At 42.4% G+C, this 19,589-nt stretch carries 15 protein-coding genes; 4 read left to right on the top strand and 11 right to left on the bottom strand.

What is annotated here, in order from left to right; genetic code table 11:
* Positions 1 to 34: 34 nt before the first annotated feature.
* From OKW21_RS10950 to OKW21_RS10925, 6 genes are all read right to left on the bottom strand, one after another.
* Positions 35 to 862, bottom strand: coding sequence for an ion transporter (locus OKW21_RS10950; protein WP_277479454.1), 828 nt, complete (start codon positions 860 to 862; stop codon positions 35 to 37).
* Between the two features lie 10 nt (positions 863 to 872).
* Positions 873 to 1,967: a mechanosensitive ion channel family protein gene (locus tag OKW21_RS10945; RefSeq protein WP_277479453.1), complete on the bottom strand. Its 1,095-nt coding sequence runs from the start codon at positions 1,965 to 1,967 to the stop codon at positions 873 to 875.
* 71 nt (positions 1,968 to 2,038) lie between these two features.
* On the bottom strand, positions 2,039 to 3,187 hold the full coding sequence (locus OKW21_RS10940) for an amidohydrolase (protein ID WP_277479452.1): 1,149 nt from the start codon (positions 3,185 to 3,187) through the stop codon (positions 2,039 to 2,041).
* 112 nt (positions 3,188 to 3,299) lie between these two features.
* Positions 3,300 to 4,370, bottom strand: a complete 1,071-nt coding sequence (locus OKW21_RS10935) for an alanine/ornithine racemase family PLP-dependent enzyme (protein WP_277479451.1) — start codon at positions 4,368 to 4,370, stop codon at positions 3,300 to 3,302.
* A gap of 6 nt (positions 4,371 to 4,376) precedes the next feature.
* Positions 4,377 to 4,817: a GNAT family N-acetyltransferase gene (locus OKW21_RS10930; RefSeq protein ID WP_277479450.1), complete on the bottom strand. Its 441-nt coding sequence runs from the start codon at positions 4,815 to 4,817 to the stop codon at positions 4,377 to 4,379.
* Positions 4,818 to 4,820: 3 nt separating this feature from the next.
* Positions 4,821 to 6,287 (bottom strand): sodium:solute symporter family protein, encoded by a 1,467-nt coding sequence (locus OKW21_RS10925; RefSeq protein WP_277479449.1) that lies wholly within the window; start codon positions 6,285 to 6,287, stop codon positions 4,821 to 4,823.
* Positions 6,288 to 6,434: 147 nt separating this feature from the next.
* Here OKW21_RS10925 and OKW21_RS10920 point away from each other — a divergent pair, with 147 nt between their 5' ends.
* Positions 6,435 to 7,424, top strand: a complete 990-nt coding sequence (locus tag OKW21_RS10920) for a YheT family hydrolase (protein WP_277479448.1) — start codon at positions 6,435 to 6,437, stop codon at positions 7,422 to 7,424.
* A 268-nt stretch (positions 7,425 to 7,692) separates the two neighbouring features.
* A complete protein-coding gene (locus tag OKW21_RS10915; protein ID WP_277479447.1) occupies positions 7,693 to 8,847 on the top strand; it encodes a pyridoxal phosphate-dependent aminotransferase in 1,155 nt (384 codons plus the stop codon).
* 230 nt (positions 8,848 to 9,077) lie between these two features.
* Here OKW21_RS10915 and OKW21_RS10910 read toward each other — a convergent pair whose 3' ends face one another.
* The 4 genes from OKW21_RS10910 to parS all read right to left on the bottom strand — a co-directional run bounded on the left by OKW21_RS10910 (position 9,078) and on the right by parS (position 14,301).
* A complete protein-coding gene (locus OKW21_RS10910) occupies positions 9,078 to 11,792 on the bottom strand; it encodes a S9 family peptidase (RefSeq protein WP_277479446.1) in 2,715 nt (904 codons plus the stop codon).
* Positions 11,793 to 12,005: 213 nt separating this feature from the next.
* The gene (locus OKW21_RS10905; RefSeq protein ID WP_277479445.1) at positions 12,006 to 13,325 is read right to left on the bottom strand and encodes an amidohydrolase; all 1,320 of its coding nucleotides are present in this window, start codon (positions 13,323 to 13,325) and stop codon (positions 12,006 to 12,008) included.
* A gap of 95 nt (positions 13,326 to 13,420) precedes the next feature.
* Complete coding sequence (locus OKW21_RS10900; protein ID WP_277479444.1) at positions 13,421 to 13,876, bottom strand: RES family NAD+ phosphorylase; 456 nt, start codon at positions 13,874 to 13,876, stop codon at positions 13,421 to 13,423.
* Positions 13,876 to 14,301: a type II RES/Xre toxin-antitoxin system antitoxin gene (gene parS, locus OKW21_RS10895; RefSeq protein WP_277479443.1), complete on the bottom strand. Its 426-nt coding sequence runs from the start codon at positions 14,299 to 14,301 to the stop codon at positions 13,876 to 13,878. The genes OKW21_RS10900 and parS overlap by 1 nt, the downstream gene beginning before the upstream one ends.
* 171 nt (positions 14,302 to 14,472) lie before the next feature.
* Between parS and OKW21_RS10890 the strand changes: the two genes are divergently transcribed.
* Together OKW21_RS10890 and OKW21_RS10885 are read left to right on the top strand one after the other, a co-directional pair.
* Positions 14,473 to 14,862 carry a hypothetical protein gene (locus tag OKW21_RS10890; protein WP_277479442.1) on the top strand — a complete coding sequence of 130 codons (390 nt, stop codon included), beginning with the start codon at positions 14,473 to 14,475 and terminating at the stop codon, positions 14,860 to 14,862.
* A gap of 100 nt (positions 14,863 to 14,962) precedes the next feature.
* Positions 14,963 to 17,170 carry a M28 family metallopeptidase gene (locus OKW21_RS10885; RefSeq protein ID WP_277479441.1) on the top strand — a complete coding sequence of 736 codons (2,208 nt, stop codon included), beginning with the start codon at positions 14,963 to 14,965 and terminating at the stop codon, positions 17,168 to 17,170.
* Positions 17,171 to 17,228: 58 nt separating this feature from the next.
* Here the strand turns inward: OKW21_RS10885 and OKW21_RS10880 are convergent, their stop codons facing one another.
* Complete coding sequence (locus OKW21_RS10880; protein WP_277479440.1) at positions 17,229 to 19,406, bottom strand: DUF5916 domain-containing protein; 2,178 nt, start codon at positions 19,404 to 19,406, stop codon at positions 17,229 to 17,231.
* Positions 19,407 to 19,589 lie beyond the last annotated feature (183 nt).

Genomic DNA, 19,589 nt, shown 5'->3' with positions numbered 1-19,589 from the left:
TCTTATTTTTTTACTGGTCAAATTTTTTAGTATATCACCTGGCCTCTATTTTTTTCCAGGTCAGGCTTTGTGGCGTACAGGCTTTTCTATCAGCCTTTACTAACTTCACTTTACTTTTCTCACTGCGCTTTTTGGTGTCTGCTTTTGAGATCTCTACCGATACAATACCGGTTGGTACTGCGATGATACCATAGCCTAGTATCATGACCACTGATGCCAGGGTTTGGCCAGCTATTGTTTGGGGGGCAATATCCCCGTAGCCAACTGTTGTCAGGGTTACGATTGCCCAGTAAATACTAACAGGAATGCTGGTAAAACCATTTTCCGGGCCTTCAATCAGGTACATGAGAGAGCCTACAATAAAGATTAAAGTGATTACTGTCCCGATAAAAACCGTAATCTTGGCAGCACTTTGGCGGAGTGCCCTACCCAGGACTTCTGCTTCTCCCAGAAAATGATAAAGCTTCAGTACTCTAAATACTCTTAACAATCTTAATATACGGATCATCAACACGTACTGTGTCCCTACCACTACTAAGCTCAGATAGGTTGGTATCACAGAAATCAAATCTACAATTCCATAAAAGCTAAGCACATAACCAGTTCTTCTTCTGGCACAGTAGATTCTTAAAATGTATTCTACGGTGAACATTACAGTAAAAATCCACTCCACCGTACGGATTGTGCTCCCGTATTGGCTGGCAAAACTATTTACACTTTCAAGCATTACAGTAAGTACACTAAGCAGTATCGCAATCAGTAAGGCAACATCAAAGGCTTTACCCGGTTGTGTATCCGATTCAAAAATGATGTGGTACAAGCGCTCTTTGGTACTCAGGCCTGATGGTAATTTTTTCTTCAACAGATATGGATTAAGTAGACTGTTCTAACATAAACATCCTATGCACTGGCAATGCATCAGGATATTTTTCCCTGACGAAATTTATTAATTTTTCTCTAACAATACAGCGCAAATCAAATGCGGTGGGTGCATCTTTCGCGCTTACCAGTATTCTTACCGCAATACATTTTTCTGTAGTATCTACCAGTTGGACCACTTTGGTTTTTCTATCCCAAAGTTTTTCCCTGGCAAGGATTTTATCCAGTTCATTGCGTAGCTCGTCTAAAGGTAGCGTATAATCCAGGTATAACATGACGGGCCCCAATAGTTCGGTAGAGGTACGTGTCCAGTTCTGAAAGGGCTTTTCTATGAAATAATTAATAGGCAATACCAAACGCCTTTTGTCCCAGATTTTGATAACTACATAAGTAAGGGTAATCTCTTCAATCCACCCCCACTCTCCTTCCACAATTACCGAGTCATCAATTTTGATCGGTTGCGTAATAGCAATCTGAAGCCCTGCCAGAAAATTTGCAATTGACTTTTGTGCAGCAAATCCGACAATAATTCCGGCAACTCCGGCAGACGTTAAGAGTGTAGCACCAATATTACGAACCGAATCAAAAGTGAGCAAAATGGCCGATAATACCAGTACAACGATAATTACAACCAATACTCTTCTGATAAACTGTAACTGGGTCTGTATCTTCTTACTCTTTAGACTATCTCCTCTTTTTACAGTGTAGTGCTCAAACACTACCTCTTCCACTACTTTGACTAAGCTCAATAATACCCAGCCAAAACCTAAAATTAGTGCTGCCTGAGCAACTTTAGTGATTATAAGATCAGTGGTTTCATCCGGCAAATCAATAAAGAGCTGAGCAATATAAAAGACCAGTAGCGGAAAAAAGACTTTCGTTCTTCGGTTCAGATTTCTGAGGAATGATTCTATTAATACACCAGGCTTCAGTCGGTTGTAATTTTTCAAAGAGCGGACAAAAACCCATCGTATTGCTAAACCTACCAATATTGATAGAAAAAACACAAATACAACTGTCCAATAGGGCCGATTAGTCATATAATCTATAAAACCTTGTTCAAGACTGTAAAAGAAGTGTTCAGTCATAGCAATAGGTGTTCGTTGAAAAAATAAAACCCTTAAGCAACTTACTTAGACCATTGAAATCCTGCTATTAATTAACCTAAAATATTCTTGATTATAGCTGTAAACACTTGTAATCCGGTTGCTATAATCTCGTCTGGAAAATCATAATTTTCATGGTGTAGATCAGGTGTATCTCTGCCAGCGCCTAATCCAAAAAAACAGGTTTTACAATCGCGTGTATAATAGCCAAAATCTTCTGACCAGCGGAATGGAGTATCTAACACTTCACTACTAACATCAAGTCCTGCGACAGCGTCGGTGAGGAACTGATAAGCTTCCGGATGGTTGATGGTAGCGGGAAAAACTTCTGAATATTGAAAATCATAAGTAAGCCCTTCAGAATTTGCCCATCTGCTGATTACACTCTCTGCCCAATGTTGCAGTGTAGTCATGTCTTCGTTTCTAAAACTTCGTAAGGTTACTCCCAGCTCTGCCAGTCCTGGTGTGATTCCGTAACTAGGCGTGCCCAGAACTGCATGCACTACTGTAAGCAGTACAAAGTCATCATATTCAGTATTTGCTGATTTGAAATCGTGCAAATCCTGAATGATATGGCTTAATGCCAATGCCGGGCTTTTGGCCTGCTCGGGTCTTGCTGCATGAGCCGTTTTTCCCCTCAGTATAGTTTTCATGCCCTGAGAAGCAGCAGCAAAAATTCCTGGCTTTAATAACAGTTTGTTCAGCGGAAAGCCCGGTAGGTTATGCAAGGCAAATAAATAGTCAGGCTTCTGCTCTTGCCATGCATCACTTTCAATCACTTGCGATCCTCCTTCACCTGTTTCTTCAGCCGGCTGGTAAAGCAAGCTGACTTTTCCATAGGCTGGCCTTGATTCGGATAAGTAAAAACCTAAACCCGCCAATATTGACATATGACCGTCATGACCACAGAGGTGGCCCCTTTCAGAAAAGCGAGACTTATAGGCTATATCGTTCTTTTCCTCAATTCTTAATGCATCCAGTTCGGCTCTAAACATCAGGTGTGGTCCCGGCTTTCCACTTTCGTAAGTCATGATAATGCCATGCCCTCCTACATTGGTATGTATGTGATCAGGCTGAGTAGGCTTCAAAAAATTTAAGATAGCATCCGCAGTATTGATTTCCTGACCAGACAGTTCGGGATGCTCATGTAATTCATGGCGTAGTGGAACTACTTTGTCTATGATTGGAGATAATTTCTCCATAAAAAATGTCTTCTTTAATTTTTATGAATCTTTGGCGTACGGAAGGGTTAATAATATCATATGTGTATTGAGCGACCTGAAACAAGGTCACTCAATACACAAAAGTGAATATTTATTCTATACGTTTTTCAATGTAATCTGAGTTTAAAAGCTGCAATGCCCCCATGTATTTCAGACGGAAGCGCAGCATATCCCCAACTTTAAGCTTCGTTTCATTTTTTTTCAAGTCCAGTACCAGCATATCAGAACTGGCACCTACCACTTCAAAGTTGTCTTTTATCGGAATGATATATTTGGGATCCAGATCCAGCAGGCCCACATCTAAAATAGCACGGTAATGGGTCTGTCCATAAAGTTTAGAATCAACTTCCATGACATCACCCTGGGGATTTGCCCCCAGTTCACCTATGGGCAACATGGGCTTTTCAGTGATTTCAATGATTTGCGCGCTAAACTCAAACACATCATCTTTCATACCGGGTATGAGCTTCTCTTCAAAGAGATTAACTCCAAAATATAAAGTCTCTCCTACCCGAAAATGATTAACACCTTTTGGAATCTGCTTATTGATAATCAAAGGAATGGTCACCGAAGTACCTCCGGAAATCCAGGGAATTTTTCGGTTGAATTTGAGTTCAATGATTTGCTTGTACAAGCTTAACTGAATGAGCTTGTCCTGTGAAGGCATCACTCCATGCAGACAATTCAGATTGGTTCCGATTCCAATAATTTCAATGCCGGGCAATTCAAAAATTTGGGCATAAAAATCTATCAGATGATCACCCATTACGCCTTCCCTCAGATCCCCTGTCTCTATCATAATGATCACCTTGTGAATCTTTTTTTGCTTAACCGCTTCGTCAGAAAGCAGCTTCAGCGTAAAATATTCAGTGTTCATGCTCACATCAGCATAACTGATGATATCTTCTACCGCTTCTTTGGCCGGAGGCTTGATATATACTGTCTGTACCTCTGGGTTGATGGATTTAATTTTTCTTAGGTTACTGATGCGGGAATCATGAATTTCTCTTACTCCCATATTGATCAGTTCTTTAAGAAAGAGCTCATTTCCGCATAATAGTTTAGATACCACTCCCCAGTGCAATTCGTTTGAATCAAACAGGTCTTTCAGGAAATGGAAATTATGCCTGAGACTTTCTCTATTCATTTTTATATAGGCCATGACGCTTTATTTCTTCTCTAGTCTCATTTCTAAATACTTGTTGGTAAATCCCAGCTTCTCATACAAGAATTTGGCAGGATTATTTGGCTCTACATGCAGCGCAATATTTCCTTTTGCCATGTCAATGGCTTTCTGCATAAGCTGTTTACCTAAGCCTTTGCCGCGATGGTCACGGTGAACGGCTATGTATACCAGTAAGTTTTCAGGTACATAGCCTTCCATACCTGTCTGACACATAATCACCGCCCCGGTGATCTGATCTCCTTCCTTGGAGAGAAGTGCGAAGCCACCTTGGTGAGGGTAATTGCTGAGGGCATAGTCCAGGCATTTTTTTATGTCAAGAATATTATCGCCAAACTCATCTAAATGGGCATACAAAAATTCAGCGATTTCATTTTTTACCAATATTGTCGCCCGGTCTATGGCTGTTATAAATTTAAATTCCATGTGTTATGAATATTTCAAAGATTTGTTTTCAGTTTGGTTACTAGGAACAACGTAGGAGAGCACCACAAAGATTAGTAATGCAGCGAATATTCCGAATACGTTGGCATCAAGCCCGAAAGGCATTTGTTCAGCTGAAACTACCAGCGAGAGCCCTACCGTGACACATCCTCCTGTCAACATTGAAAAGAATGCCGCAGTCGGGTTACCTCTGTTCCAAAACAATGCCCCTAATACTGGTATCAGCAAGCCAGATACAAGGAACGCATATGAATAAAGCATGAGGTTGAGCACATTGGTCATTTTCCAGGCCAATCCTACGGCTAAAACGCCGAGAATAAAAGTCACTCCCTGCGAGATCAGTAAGAATGATTTTCCCTCTTCATTGATGGGTAGAAGACGGCACAGAAGATCAGAAACTATATTTCCGGAGGCTGCCATAAGACAACTGTCCGCAGTAGAAAGTACGGCAGAAAAATAAGCTGACATCACCAGTCCCATCAAACCCACCGGCAGTACTGTTCTCAGTAACATAGGCAGGCCGGTTTCGGGATCAGTAGCTGACACATTCGCAGCTCCCAGATAATCAAACATGCCCTGGTCAGCCCCAACTTTGGCGAGCAAGCCTAAAGTCACTCCCATAAATGCCATGATTGGCCACTCAAATAATCCTGCAAGAAACCATGCCTTTCGGGCAGTTTTCTCATCCCGGGAGGCGTATATACGCTGGTATAATGTCATAGCGACAAACCAAATAGGGATGATAGTGACACCCCAATTCACCAAGTCCTGCCATCTTATGTTAGTAAAGGTCAGCATCTCAGGAGCCACTGTAGCTGTAATTGCTTCCCAGCCTCCTACAGCAGTGTAAGCAACTGGTAAGGCAATAAAAATTAACCCCGACATAAGGATGATCCATTGCACTGTGTCTGTATAGATCACAGCTTTTATACCTCCCAGTACGGTATAAATCACTGCTACTGCACCCATGATCCAGAGCGCCATGTTCATGTCTAAATCAACAAAAGTACCGGAAGCTAATTTGGCACCTGCCAGTATCTGGGAACTGGTAAAACCAGTATAGCCGACAGCAGAAATCAACCCTGCCAAGAGTGCGGTTTTCTTATCATAGAAATGACCGAATATCTGAGGAAAGGTATAGAATTTCGCAAAAGCTGGATTTCCTTTGATCAAAGGAATGAGAAAGACCGCAGCCAGCCAGGCCCCGATTAATCCGGTAAATAGCATCCAGGCTCCCGATAATCCCATGACAAAACCCAGGCCGCCCAGGCCTACAGAAAACCCACCGCCCACATCGGTAGCCACCACTGACAATCCAATATGCCAGCTACTCATATTTCTACCTCCCACATAATAATCGTCAGTACCTTCGTTTTTGGAAAAAAAGAAAAAACCAACGCCCAACATGGCGACCATGTAGACTACAAAAATAAGGATATCAATAATATGCATGCTAAATATTTAACAGGAAGAAGATGCTAAGGTTTGGTCAATTTGAACTATTCAACCAATTAAAAATACTTACCTTGTCTCTCAGTTCTAAAAGCACAAAGTTATAAAACATTCTCTTTAACTGAAAAAACACCAATTTAGTCAAGCATGCCCTGGATTCAACACTCTGATTACCAAGCACCTTACTGGCTTTTTAATGGTCACCTTCAGACCATTATTCCTTCTCAGTTTAGAAAAGTACAGGATATATCTTACCAAAGAGAACGCTTTGCTACTCCGGATGATGATTTTTTATTACTAGACTGGTCTGAGATACAGTCAGACAAACTAGTCATTATTTCTCATGGACTGGAAGGGGATAGTCAGCGGCCCTATATCAAAGGAATGGTTAGAGCTTTTAACCGTGCCGGATGGGATGCCCTGGCATGGAATTTCCGAGGATGTGGGGGAGAAATTAACCATACCCTCCGATTTTATCATAGCGGCGCTACTGATGATCTTGATCTGGTAATTGCCCATGCATTGAGAAAAAAAAGCTATCAAAATATTGTACTGGTAGGCTTCAGTCTGGGTGGTAATCTTACCCTCAAATACCTTGGAGAATCAGGCAGTCAATTGCGACCTGTGATTAAGGCAGGGGTTGCATTTTCCGTACCTCTGGATTTACATTCCTGCTCTCAACAAATCAGTGAGCCTGCCAACTTCATTTACAATCGTCGTTTCCTTCGTAATCTTAAGCTTAAAGTCAGCCAGAAGGTAATAAAGATGCCTGATGACATTTCTACCGAGCATTTTGATAAGATCAAAACACTTTTGGATTTTGATGATTTTTATACCGCTCCTATTCATGGGTTTCAGGATGCGCTGGACTATTACAGTCACTGTAGCAGTCTTTATTATCTGAATGACATCCGTATACCCACTTTACTGGTTAATGCGAAGAATGATCCTTTTCTCTCTGACAAGTGCTATCCTCAGCAAATGCTTGCTGCTCATCCCTATATTTTCCTTGAAACACCTACCCAGGGAGGTCATGTAGGCTTCATGCCAAGAGGTGCAAAGGCTAATGACAATTACTGGTCTGAAAAGCGAGCCCTCGCATTTGCCGCAAGTAATTTAGAAGGTTCTCATATCTGAAAAAAATCAGCTTACTTTTTCTGAAGGTGAGCAGTGGTGCAAGCTCGGGATTAGTCCACCGCCTGTATGCCTCAGTATGTGCGGGACAATCTGTGCCGCCCTGGCTGCGACTTTTCACAAGCAAATAGGTTACGTAATATGCTAAAACTCAAAATAAAAATTAATTTTTATTCTCTAATTTCTTTTATTTACCAAATATTATTTTTCTATTTGCATAAATAACATATCAATACGTTAAACTTTACTTTCATCACCAAACTTCTTCACTATGTCAACCAATATTAACCGCCGTCACTGGTTGAAATCTAGTGCACTTATGGCTGGAGCCTTCTTAGGTAATCCGTTTGAGTTTACACAACCTGCCCATGCTGCTACGGTAAGTAAGCTTGCCTCTCCAAATGCATCTCCCTGGGATTTTGAAAACATGAAGGCACGGCTAACTTCTAACGAAAATCCCTTTGGTCCTTCTCCAAAAGCGCAAAAAGTGATGATGGATGCAATCAAAGACAGCTGGATGTACGCTAAGCTTGGCAAAGACGAGTTGAAGAAAATGATTGCGGATATGTGGGGGGTTACCGAAGATCATGTGATTCTAGGGGCGGGCTCTACTGAACTACTGATGGCTGCCGCTCAGTATTATGGAAAAAAAGGCAATAAAATATTAGGAGCTGACCTGACCTATATGTCACTTATTCGTCGTGCCTGCAATGACTATGGTGCCGAACTGGTGACCGCTCCTCTGGACACTGATCTGGACTATGACTTCAACAGGATGATGGATCAGGTGAAGGACGATATTAACCTGGTGTATATTTGTAACCCTAACAATCCAACGGGTAGACTGACTGATACCGCTTCACTCAAATCTTTTTGCGCTGAAGCCTCCAAAAAGAAGCCGATTTTTATTGATGAGGCCTACATCGATTATCAGAAAGATGCTCCATCAAAATCTATGATCAGCCTGGTAAAAGAAGGAAAAGATGTGATTGTTGCCAGAACCTTTTCCAAAGTTCATGCTATGGCAGGTTTACGCATTGGTTATTGTATCGCTTCGCCTGAAAATATCAAGAAACTAGAGCTTTTTGCTACTGACGGAAATGGCTTAGCCCGCCCTTCAGCTTATGGAGCAATTGAGACACTCAAAGATGAGGCGTTTATGGATTATAGTCGTAAGATGAATGCTGAATCCAAAGACATGCTGTACAAAACTTTAACTGATGCCGGATACGAATACATACCTTCTGACACCAATTTTGTGCTCTTCCCTATCCGTATGGATGGAGATCGTTTTGTACTGGAAATGATGAAGAGAGGTGTTGGTCTAAAGCGGGTTCATTTCCGTAACCAGCATTACTGCCGTGTGAGTATTGGTACCAAAGAAAATATGGAAACTTTTGCGGAAGCATTCAGCGAGCTTTCCTAACAAAAATATCAAACAAGACCAATTTACGCTCAACAATTATTTTACATCAGAGAACCTGCTGATTTTTTGGCAGGTTCTTTTTTTGTGCTCCTCCCTCCTGCATCTTTTTTTATAGATGTGCCATACACTATCTGCAGATGCACATTAAATTACTCTTAAAAAATAAAACCAATCAACCACTCGGCTAATTGGCTTTACGACACATAACATAACCCTAAAAGAGTCATGCATTATTGAGATTCTTTCACGATCCTGAAACCGCGATATGCTTGATCGGAATGTACTTCTACATTACTAGGGTCAGCATAATCATAAGCGCTATACCCGTAGGTTTCTCCTTCCGAATGATATTCTGATACATTTCCCCCGAGGTCATATACTTCTGCTTTCTCAAGTTTGAGAGGAGGATGACTCCCGACTGCTTTAAGCAGCAAGGGCTTAGCTTCATCAATTTTTTCCTGAAGCAGTGAAACTTCTTCAAGCGTAATGTCAAATCCTGCCCAAAAGTTCAATGTATTCTCCTTCTCAGCATTTTTACGGCCTAATTCATGCCACTTTGTCGCCTCCTTGACATTGGGCAGACGATAACTTTCCCCCGTTAGTTCACTCAACCATGCCAGGTAAGCTTCTGCTTCCCCTTTACTTACGTTATGTAGTGCGAAGTTGGATTCCGTTGGATCAAACTTATGGTCAGTTTTGTATGCCTGATACTGAGCATTGGTTACTTCAAAGCGACCCAATGAGATAGTATCTTCACCCAGAGACACTACTTCCGGTATCAACTTGTCCTGGTAAAGCTTACCGTACAACGCGCCCTCTTTCGCTACTTTTTCCTTCTTCAGGAGCATAGCTATAGGACTTTCGGATTTGAGTGCTTCATTTTTCTTTTCATAATTCTTAAAGAGATATTGATCAAACCAATCCAGTTCTTCATTCATTTTTCTTAACTGATGTGTTATTTTCTTTAAGCCATGTGGCTGGTCAGGAAACCAGACAAAGCGAACAGGAGCTTTATCATTCTGCTGTAATGCGCGATAATATTCCCAGCCCTGATCCCGAGGTACTGCCCGATCTTCACTTCCATGAAAAATAATGGTTGGGGTTTTCACCTTTTCCATCTCAAAAAGTGGTGACTTGATGATATAATTTTCATTGTAAAATTTACCATTTACATCATCCCAGGGGGCGCCACCAAAATAGCTTTGGTCAAAAGAAACGCCAAAGCGGCAGGTACCGAAATCGGAGGTCCAGTTTACATCACCGGCTCCGGGAGCAGCAACTTTGAACTTATCTGGATAGCGAACGGTCAGCATGGTAGTTAGAATAGCTCCATTGGACCAACCCATCACCCCTAGTTTGTCCTCATCCACCAATCCTTTGTCAACCAGTTCATCTACCGCATTCATAATGTCTACCAGTTCGGGCTCATAGTAATTCTTCTTGATAGATTCCACGAACGCCAGACCATGATTGGAAGAACCATGATAATTAGGCTTGAGTACAAAAGCACCTCGCTGCGACATGATGTTGGGATAGGTAGACCAGCGTTCGGTCCACAGGTCAAGGTCTACACCGGAGGGGCCACCATGAATGGAAAGTACCAGAGGATATTTTTTACCCTCTTCATAATTTTCCGGGTAAATCAGTATGCCGTTTACTTCTTCATCATTATAACCCTGCCAGCGGAAGATCTCTGCACGCGCAATTGGCTTTTTTTGTAGTTTTTGGTTCAGCTTTACCAGCTCATCATAATTTGCGACAACAGCCTTGTTTCTTTTATGCTGAATGTCAGCCACATAATATTTGGGCAGCTTAGATGCGGTAGAATAATCAAAAACCAGTTTTTTACCATCTTTTGATGTTTCAAAGAAGCTCAGGTGTTGTTCCATGCCATTCAGTGTGATGAGTTGCTGACTCCAGCTACTCTCATCTTTTTGAAAATAAGCCAGTTTACGGGTAGCTCCATGAGCCAGATGAGCCAGCAAACCGTCGGAAGTCAATGCAAAGTCCCCTCCTAAGCCCCATTCCCAATCTAAATCTACCTTATCGTACGCTTGCTCATCCAATAAATAATAATACAATTCAGTTATCCCTGCTCCATTCCACTCAGGGTCACTAGAATGTTCGGCTGTGAAATAAAATCCCTGATGGTCAGAAGTAAATTTAAAATTGCCAGGTGTTTGTAAATTCTCCAGCACTTTGGTCTTTTCTCCACTTTCCAGGTCATATAAATAATACTCACCTTTGGGCTGGGCATCAGACGCGTAGTGTGGACTCATTGTCAAACCAGTAATCATCCAACGTCCATCCCTGGAAATCGCGTACTGGCTTACAGGATGCTCGTTGTCAGTCAGTCTCTTTATGGATTTGTCTTTTAGGTTAAACGCATACACTTTTTGGTTAGTCCAGTGTACCGTATCTTCTACGATGATCGTATTGTCTTTTTTCTCTTCCAGCTTTTGTTCGTACAGTGTTTTACCATCGTTTGAAGTGAAAGTGAGTGTGCTGTCATTCAGCAAATTGATATCGGAAATTCCATTTTCAAATTCATGCACTTCTTTTGGTTCACCCCCATAGATACTCATGGACCACAGCTTTTTACCTTTTTCTCGGGAAGAAAGAAAGTAGAGCGTTTCACTATCCTGAGAGAACAAGGGGGAATAATCATCCTCATCTCCATTAGTCATGGGAATGGTGAGATATTCCCCATCCTTTTGTACATCCAGTCGGGTGAGGTAAATATCGCTGACAAACTTATCTTTTTCCTTTTCCCCTTTCTCCTTGGTCCAGACCACCATCTGCTCATTCGGAGAGATCTGTACTTCCTGCATCCGTTCGGTATTGATGATGTCTTCGGGAGTCCAGCGATTTTCATCAGGCTCGTTATTCTGCGCCCACAGCCCTCCTGCTGTAAGGCACAGCATTAGTGCCAATGTGTTTTTCATTTGTTTAAAATATAGTTCTTGGTGTTTGGTTCTTTGTTCTAAGTGTTTTGGTTTTGGGTTTTATGAAGTTATAGTTTTAGGTGTTGTCGTTTGAGCGACATTATTACACTGCTGCATATTTTGATGTTGGCCTAAAATCCTGAGAACAAATGCAGTATCCTAAAATCACAACAATAACATCAAGAACCATCAACCCAAGAACCAAAACACCATTCAATTCAATAGTTCCAAAGCAGCAGCGCTCATGGCTTTAACGCCAGTCTTGATCGTAGGCTCAGGTAAAGGCGCGTAATTTGGTGAGTGTAACGAAGGCAGAGAAGTACCATTTTCCTGTGCTGCTCTTACTTTGGCCGGATCTACAGCACCTAACCAAAACATACAGATGGGTACATCTTTTTCCTGCAGGCCAAAACGACTGAAATCCTCACCTACCATATTGGGAGCAGTCTCCACCACATTTTCTTCACCAAAGTTCTGTTTGAAAACACCTACCAACCTTTCCGTAAGTGCAGGGTCATTTATAGTGGCGGGTGTTTGAGGGTCACGTATGCTGATTTCAGGATATTTTTCTTCAGGTAAACCTGCCATGCCAGCCATATTTTTTGTAATACGCTGCAATGCTGCCACCGTCTGATCTCTTACTTCCTGTGAGTAAGAACGAAGTGTAAGCTGCATTTTCACCTGGTCGGGAATAATGTTATGTACTGTACCACCGTGGATTGATCCTACCGTTACTACCGCCGGCTCAATCGGATTAATTTCCCGACTGACAATAGTCTGAAAAGCCGTGATCATTTCGGCGCTGAGTACAATAGGATCTTTGGTAGTATGGGGCGCTGCTCCGTGTCCTCCTTCACCATGCACAGTAATATCTACCATGTCAACGCTAGCCATAAAGTTGCCGGATCGATACCCTATAGTACCCGCAGGCAAAGAAGCATTGTCATGCAGGGCAATGGCATAGTCTGGTAGTGGAATTTTATCGTACAAATTGGCTTTAAACAATGCATCCGCCCCAAAACCCGTCTCTTCCGCTGATTGTGCAACCATTACTAGGGTGCCTTTCCACTGGTCTTTCATTTCTACCAGCGCACGTGCCGTACCTATGAAGACAGTCATATGAATATCATGTCCACAGGCATGCATGACTGATACTTCTTCTCCCGCAGGATTATTTCCTTTCGCTGTACTGGCATAGGGTAAACCGGTTTTTTCTTCCAATGGCAGAGCATCCATATCTGCTCTGATCAGAACCGTTGGGCCATCTCCATTTTTGAAAACTCCTGCCAGGTTATGCATGCCCAGTTTTTCCTGGACTTCAAAACCCAGGCTTTTGAGCTCTTCAGCAATTAAATTTGAAGTCTTCTCCTCCTGGGATGACAACTCCGGGTTTTGGTGTAAATGTTTATATAGCTGATCCAGTGAGGCATAGTTTTCAGCAGTAAAGGCTTCTACCTGTGCTACGGTTGATTTCTGTGCCTGGGTAGTATGAATCAGAAATAATAGTAAGATTAAGGAGTATAGTTTTCTCATGATAGGAATTGATAGTTGCAGATTACAAATTTGCTATTTTAAGTTTAGATAGTGACTTCAGCCTATTCATTCTTCATCAATCACTACTTTTTATTTCATCGCATCAGTCGGTGGTCAAAACCAAATGGTTTTTGTTCTGCTACTGATATCTTTCCAAAATCAGGGTGGCGCGGGTTGATCAAATAGTTATACTCATCAGGAATATGAACTGAAGGCACCTTGAGCACGCAAAACTTTCCTTTTTCCAACCAGGCCTCCCCTAGCCTGGCTACACTTTGCGGAGCAGGAAACTCCCACCATCCATCGGGCAAATTTTTTATGCCAATGGTCTCTTTTTTTACATTGTCAGGCACTTCAATGGTGAGCATCGTAAGTTCTCCCAACTGCCGGTGGTGTTCCACTCCTACCAGAAATTCTAATGCTGCTAATGCCCTGTTTTCTGCAGTGTAGACCACAGCTTTGCCGGGTAAATTCCATCGTCCTCCGTACAGAAATGCTCCGTATCCGTCTAGTGCAGTGAACTGCGCTTTACACAATCTATAAATATACATTAACGATATACCCCGTGTTCTATCTGTCCTAAAAGTTGTAATAATAATTCAGCCCCCTGCCGGGTATCCAGCAAGTCTGCAGGCTTTACATTTCCCAGTGCACGATTGGAAGTCTGCATCCAATGCTGAAAGACAGAGGGAGTAGCAAAAACCGACCTGCCAAAGAGCGCTACCTGCGCCCACTGAATGATTTGTTCACTTACATGTGAAGGTAGATACTGCTGCTCCGTATAACGCTGTAGGGTGCGTTCGCCAATCGGAAGCTTAGGTATCAACTCTTTGAGGGGAACACCTAAAATCTGACTTACAGTCTTTAAGGTATTGCGTGTCACTCCTCGACGTGCCAGACGAACCAGATCATAAGGGCTTTCAATTTTTGCCAGTTCATCCAACTCAACGATGGAGCTTATTTCATGTGCATACATAAGCGGTATTGATAAATAATACGCCAATTTACAAAATAAAAACGAAAAATGGCGTGTAAAGTTCAAAACTCTTTATTCATATTTCTATATAGTGAGTTTTTGATAAGGAAAATAGACTATCAGAAGTGTAAGGTCTATATTAAAAATTCGTATGATTCAAATGAAATAGCCATGAAAAACATTTTTTTTATCCTCTTCTGCATCGCAATAATTTTTGCCAGTGGCTGTGCAAATGACGATTATGATCCGCTGGGTGATTTGATCGTTAACCTGCTAAATTCCACATCATTGCCGGATAATCCTCTGATTGAGGAGGTAGAAGTGGGTATTTTTCCTACTGAAAGTTTATTGACGGATGAATTTATCCCTGCTCTTGCTTTCAAGAAGGCAAGGGTAGAATTAGATGTAGATGAGGATGAAGTCCCCACTGCGGTAATCACCAATATTCTACCCGGTACATATGTGTTGGCTTTGATAAGCATCTCTTCTTCTAAGGATACGCCCAAACAGGTAATACAAATTACGGCTGATGATGTGACCGTAACAGATTTGAAATTTTAGCATTAAATATTTCAATAATAAATATTCACCAAATATTTTTACTTTAATTTCACAGTAAGTTAGCTCTTCATCTAAAATAACCACAAATAACCAAATAAATATGCACAAATTAGCCTCACTATGGATAGCTATGCTGCTATCATCAAACTCTCTGTTCGCTCAACAGGAGCAAATTATGGGCTTTACAAACGAAAGTTCCGAAGAGCAATATAAACTGGAAGCAAAATTTGACAGCTATCTGAAATCACAAAATTTAGATGTGTGGATGGAACGTCTGGCTGCACGTCCGCATCATGTAGGCTCTGCTTACGGAAAAGAAAACGCGGAATTCATGGTAGCAAAATTTAAAGAATGGGGTTTTGATGCTGAGCTGGCTGAGTATCAGGTACTCTTCCCTACGCCGAAGGTCAGAATTCTGGAAATGACCTCACCAACAAAATTTAAAGCCAGATTAGAAGAACCTGCACTTAAAGAGGATGCGACTTCAGGGCAGAAGAAAGAGCAACTTCCTACATATAATAGTTTTTCAGCGAATGGAGATGTCACTGCGGAACTAGTATTTGTCAATTATGGTATACCTTCGGATTACGAAGAACTGGAAAAGCTGGGTATTGATGTAGAAGGCAAAATTGTGATTGCCAAATACGGAGGTTCGTGGAGAGGTATTAAACCCAAACTGGCAGCTGAAAAAGGAGCCATTGGCTGTATCATCTACTCTGACCCCAAAGATGATGGTTTTTACCGTGGAGATGTATATCCCGAAGGGCCTTTCAAAAATAAACATGGGGTACAGCGTGGCTCCGTATTGGACATGCCACTCTATCCCGGAGATCCCTTGACCCCCGGCTATGCCGCTACTGAAAATGCGGAAAGGCTGGACCGCAGTGAAGCCCCTACCCTGATGAAAATCCCGGTCTTACCCATATCTTATAGTGATGCGCAGCCCTTTCTGGCAGCACTTGAAGGTCCGGTAGCTCCTGAAGATTGGAAAGGGGCTTTACCCATTACCTATCATGTAGGTCCAGGCCCTGCCACAGTACATCTCAAGCTTGAATTTGACTGGCAGCTTCAGCCCGCTTATAATGTGATCGCAAAAATGGAAGGAAGCGCGTATCCTGACGAATGGATCATCCGTGGAAACCATCATGATGCCTGGGTAAATGGCGCCAATGACCCCATCAGCGGTATGGTAGCGGTGATGGAAGAAGCCAGAGCGGTAGGAGAGCTGGTCAAAATGGGTTGGAAACCTAAAAGAACATTAATTTACTGCGGCTGGGATGCTGAAGAACCAGGCTTATTAGGCTCTACAGAATGGGTTGAAGATCATTTGCGCGAGTTAAAGGAAAAGGCAGTGGCTTACATCAATTCTGATTCTAACGGAAGAGGTTTTCTTTATGCGGGAGGCTCACATACTTTGGAGAAGTTTTTTGGCCAGATCGCCCGGGATGTGGATGACCCACAAACGGATTTAACAGTAGCGGAGAGAAGAAACGCGCGCCTCATGACGCAGGGAGAAGATGAAAGCAATGGCATCAAACTATCTGCCCTTGGCTCAGGCTCAGATTATACCCCATTCATCCAGCATGCGGGAATAGCATCTTTGAACATAGGATTTGGGGGTGAAAACGCGGGAGGTGAGTACCACTCCATTTATGATTCCTATGATCATTACACCCGCTTCAAAGACCCTGATTTTATCTACGGCATTGCTCTGATCAAAGTAGCAGGAAGAACTTCTCTTCGCCTGGCCAATGCGGAAGTACTACCCTTTGACTTTACTCATTTTTACAATACAGTAGAGGGTTACGCAGAAGAAGTGATGAAGCTGGCAGACGATATACGGGAACAAACAGATCAAGAAAACGAAATGGCCGAAGAAGGGATATACGCAGCAGCAGCAGATCCCCAAAAGCCATTTGTAGCCCCTGAACCTAAAGAAGAAGTACCGCACTTCAACTTCGCACCATTGATGAATGAACTGGAACAACTGGAAAAGCTGAGCATGGAACTCAAAAATATCAATCCCGCTGATGTTGATGATGATGAATTGAAAAAACTCAATACACTGTTATATACCAGCGAAAGAGCACTTACCATAGAGGAGGGATTACCGGGACGTAACTGGTTTCGCCACCAGATCTATGCCCCAGGCTTTTATACCGGCTATGGCGTCAAAACACTACCACAAGTCAGGGAAGCCATTGAGCAGAGAAAGTGGGAGACAGTTGATGCGCAGATAGAGGTGCTGGCCGAAGTCCTGGAAGGCTTTAACCAGCAATTGATAGAAATCAAAGCACTAATTGAGTAACTTCATCATAAAGGCTTAATCGGGAAGGTCCGTTGAAACACAACGGACTTTTCTTTAACTACACATTCCACCAATACGTAAACTTAAGGACCAGCGCCCGGTTTCTAACGCCAAAAGGTTCTGGAAAGTAATTATCTGTGTAAACAATAAACAGGTCTGAGGCAGGCTGATAGCGCCACTGTAAACGCGTGTTCAGATTGATGTTATCCAGCTGCTGGTTGTATTGCATGAAAGCGGTAAAAAAGAGCTTGTTGGTCATCGTTACATCCAAACGAGGCCCCAGCAGCCAAAACTCATTCCTGTTCCATGGCTCAGGTAAGAGTATGTTGTTGTAACTGGCCCTCAATGAAATACTTACATAGGGCTGAAAGCGATAGCCCATTTCTGTAGTCAGGTTTAATCGTTTTCCATCGGCGAAATACCCTCCATAGCGTGTTGAAAAAGAATAAGTGAACAGACTGTTGGGCGTAGACTCATATTCAGTACCCCAGGCATTCCAGTGATGTTCGGAAAAAGTAGCTAAAGTATCTCCCGACGAATTTGTAGGATCAAACGCCTGCAATAGCTGTACATAGTTATGAGCCACCCAGGCACTCATGTTTGAGCGGTTTTGGAATACGACATTATAGGCTAAGTAAGACTCATTATCAGTCTGCTCAAAAGCGTGATTGAAGAAGTAGGTGGAACTGATCGTAGGTCCATGGCTAACGACTGAGCTATTATCGGGAAAGAAGCGATACTCCGCCTCCGGGTTGAGCTTGATATAATTTCTGCGGGGTACATAGCCTACCTCAGCGGTATAGCCCTCCCCTACATATTCATGCTGCCACCGCAGAGAAAGTTTTCTACTTTCATAATTAAGGTTAGCGGCATGCACCACATTATTTTCTCTTTCTTCAGGGCTGAAAGAACGCAGATAAAGTGCTTTACCGGTCCAGAGGTTATTGGATGAAGCCAGGTTATATTCCAGTCCGATGTTGCGATTGTATTGAGAATATTCAGGCATCTGGGGATCATCACTGGGCGTATAGTTAAGGGATTCTTTATCTACCACAATGAGGCCGATGTTGGAGCGGGCAAATACCCTTCTTTGCACCGCTGCCACCGCAAAATTCTGTGCAGGCAAACCCGTTTCCTCTACTTTACCAGTCTGCATATTCATCACTCCGATTCGCCAGTTTTTGTTGACCTTGCCGCTCAGCCTGGCTCCAAAACGAATGGGCACGCCCAGGCCGATTCTCCTTGAGAAAAAAGGGCGAATGTTCTGATAACCAAAATTGGCGAAGAGGTCGCCATTCTCTAAAAAGAACTGTCTCCTTTCCGGAAAGAAAAGTTCAAAACGATCCAGGTTAGTCACTTGCTGATCTACTTCCACCTGAGAGAAGTCAGGGTTTACTGTAAGGTCCAGATTGAGAGAGGAGGTAATGGCAACTTTAGCATCTACCCCAACCTCTCCCCTGTAATCAGTATCCAGGTCATTGTTAAAATCTCGGCTTACACCTCCCAGTGCATAGGGAATAATAGATACATTTCCGCCAACGGTGGGAGGAGGCTGATCCCAAACCAGCGTACCTGTATAGGCAAGTGAGGCTGAAGGAAACTGACGAGGCACCGGCGTCCAGGAAGACTTTTCGCCAGCTTTTAAATCCAGACGGCTAAAATTGATGCCCCACTCTGTGATACCCTTTTTGTAGCGAATGGTTTTGAATGGAATCGCTGCTTCAAAAACCCAACGGTCTTCATAATTTTTAACTTCTGATGTCCATTTATTATCCCAGCTGAGGTCTACACTTCCACCATCGTACATCAGGCCATCCCACTGTGCTCCAGCAGCATTTGCCCCAAAAGAAAAACCATTGGTCTGATCATCAAAAGGATCCATGAAAAGCAAAAAATTATCATTCTTCCCAAATGAAAAATCTCTGCGTAATGACTCAACAATATACGGTCCGGGTTCAGAATGGTAACACACCGCAATGAGGTAAAGAAAATTATCATCATACGTCATCCTGACTTCTGTTTTAACTTTCGCCAGGCTGGTATCCATGGGTAGTATCATATGAAAATCCTTGGCTACCTGGGCTTGCTCCCAGCCTACGTCATTGATGCTTCCATCAACAATAATTGCTGTGTTTGATTTTTTCAGTTGAAGGCGGTAATCGGCGTTTTTTTTCTGACCAAAAAGAGGAATACTGAGTAGTAACAGATTTACAAGCAGCAATTGTAAGGCTTTCAATAGGATTTGCGTTAAGTATGAACCAATAAATTGAGGCAAATCTAGGCTTTTTTTCAGCTTCAGCAATGAAATTGTATTAGCATGCCTGTTTGAAAAAAGGGTTCCCATATAGCCAATAATATTGCGAATATCATAAAAAATAATTTTAAGACGATTTATTATAAACTGTTATAAATGATATAT

Source organism: Catalinimonas alkaloidigena, assembly GCF_029504655.1.
GTDB lineage: Bacteria > Bacteroidota > Bacteroidia > Cytophagales > Cyclobacteriaceae > Catalinimonas > Catalinimonas alkaloidigena.
Note: the sequence above shows the minus strand (reverse complement) of the source record. Positions and strands in the feature narration are given on the sequence as shown.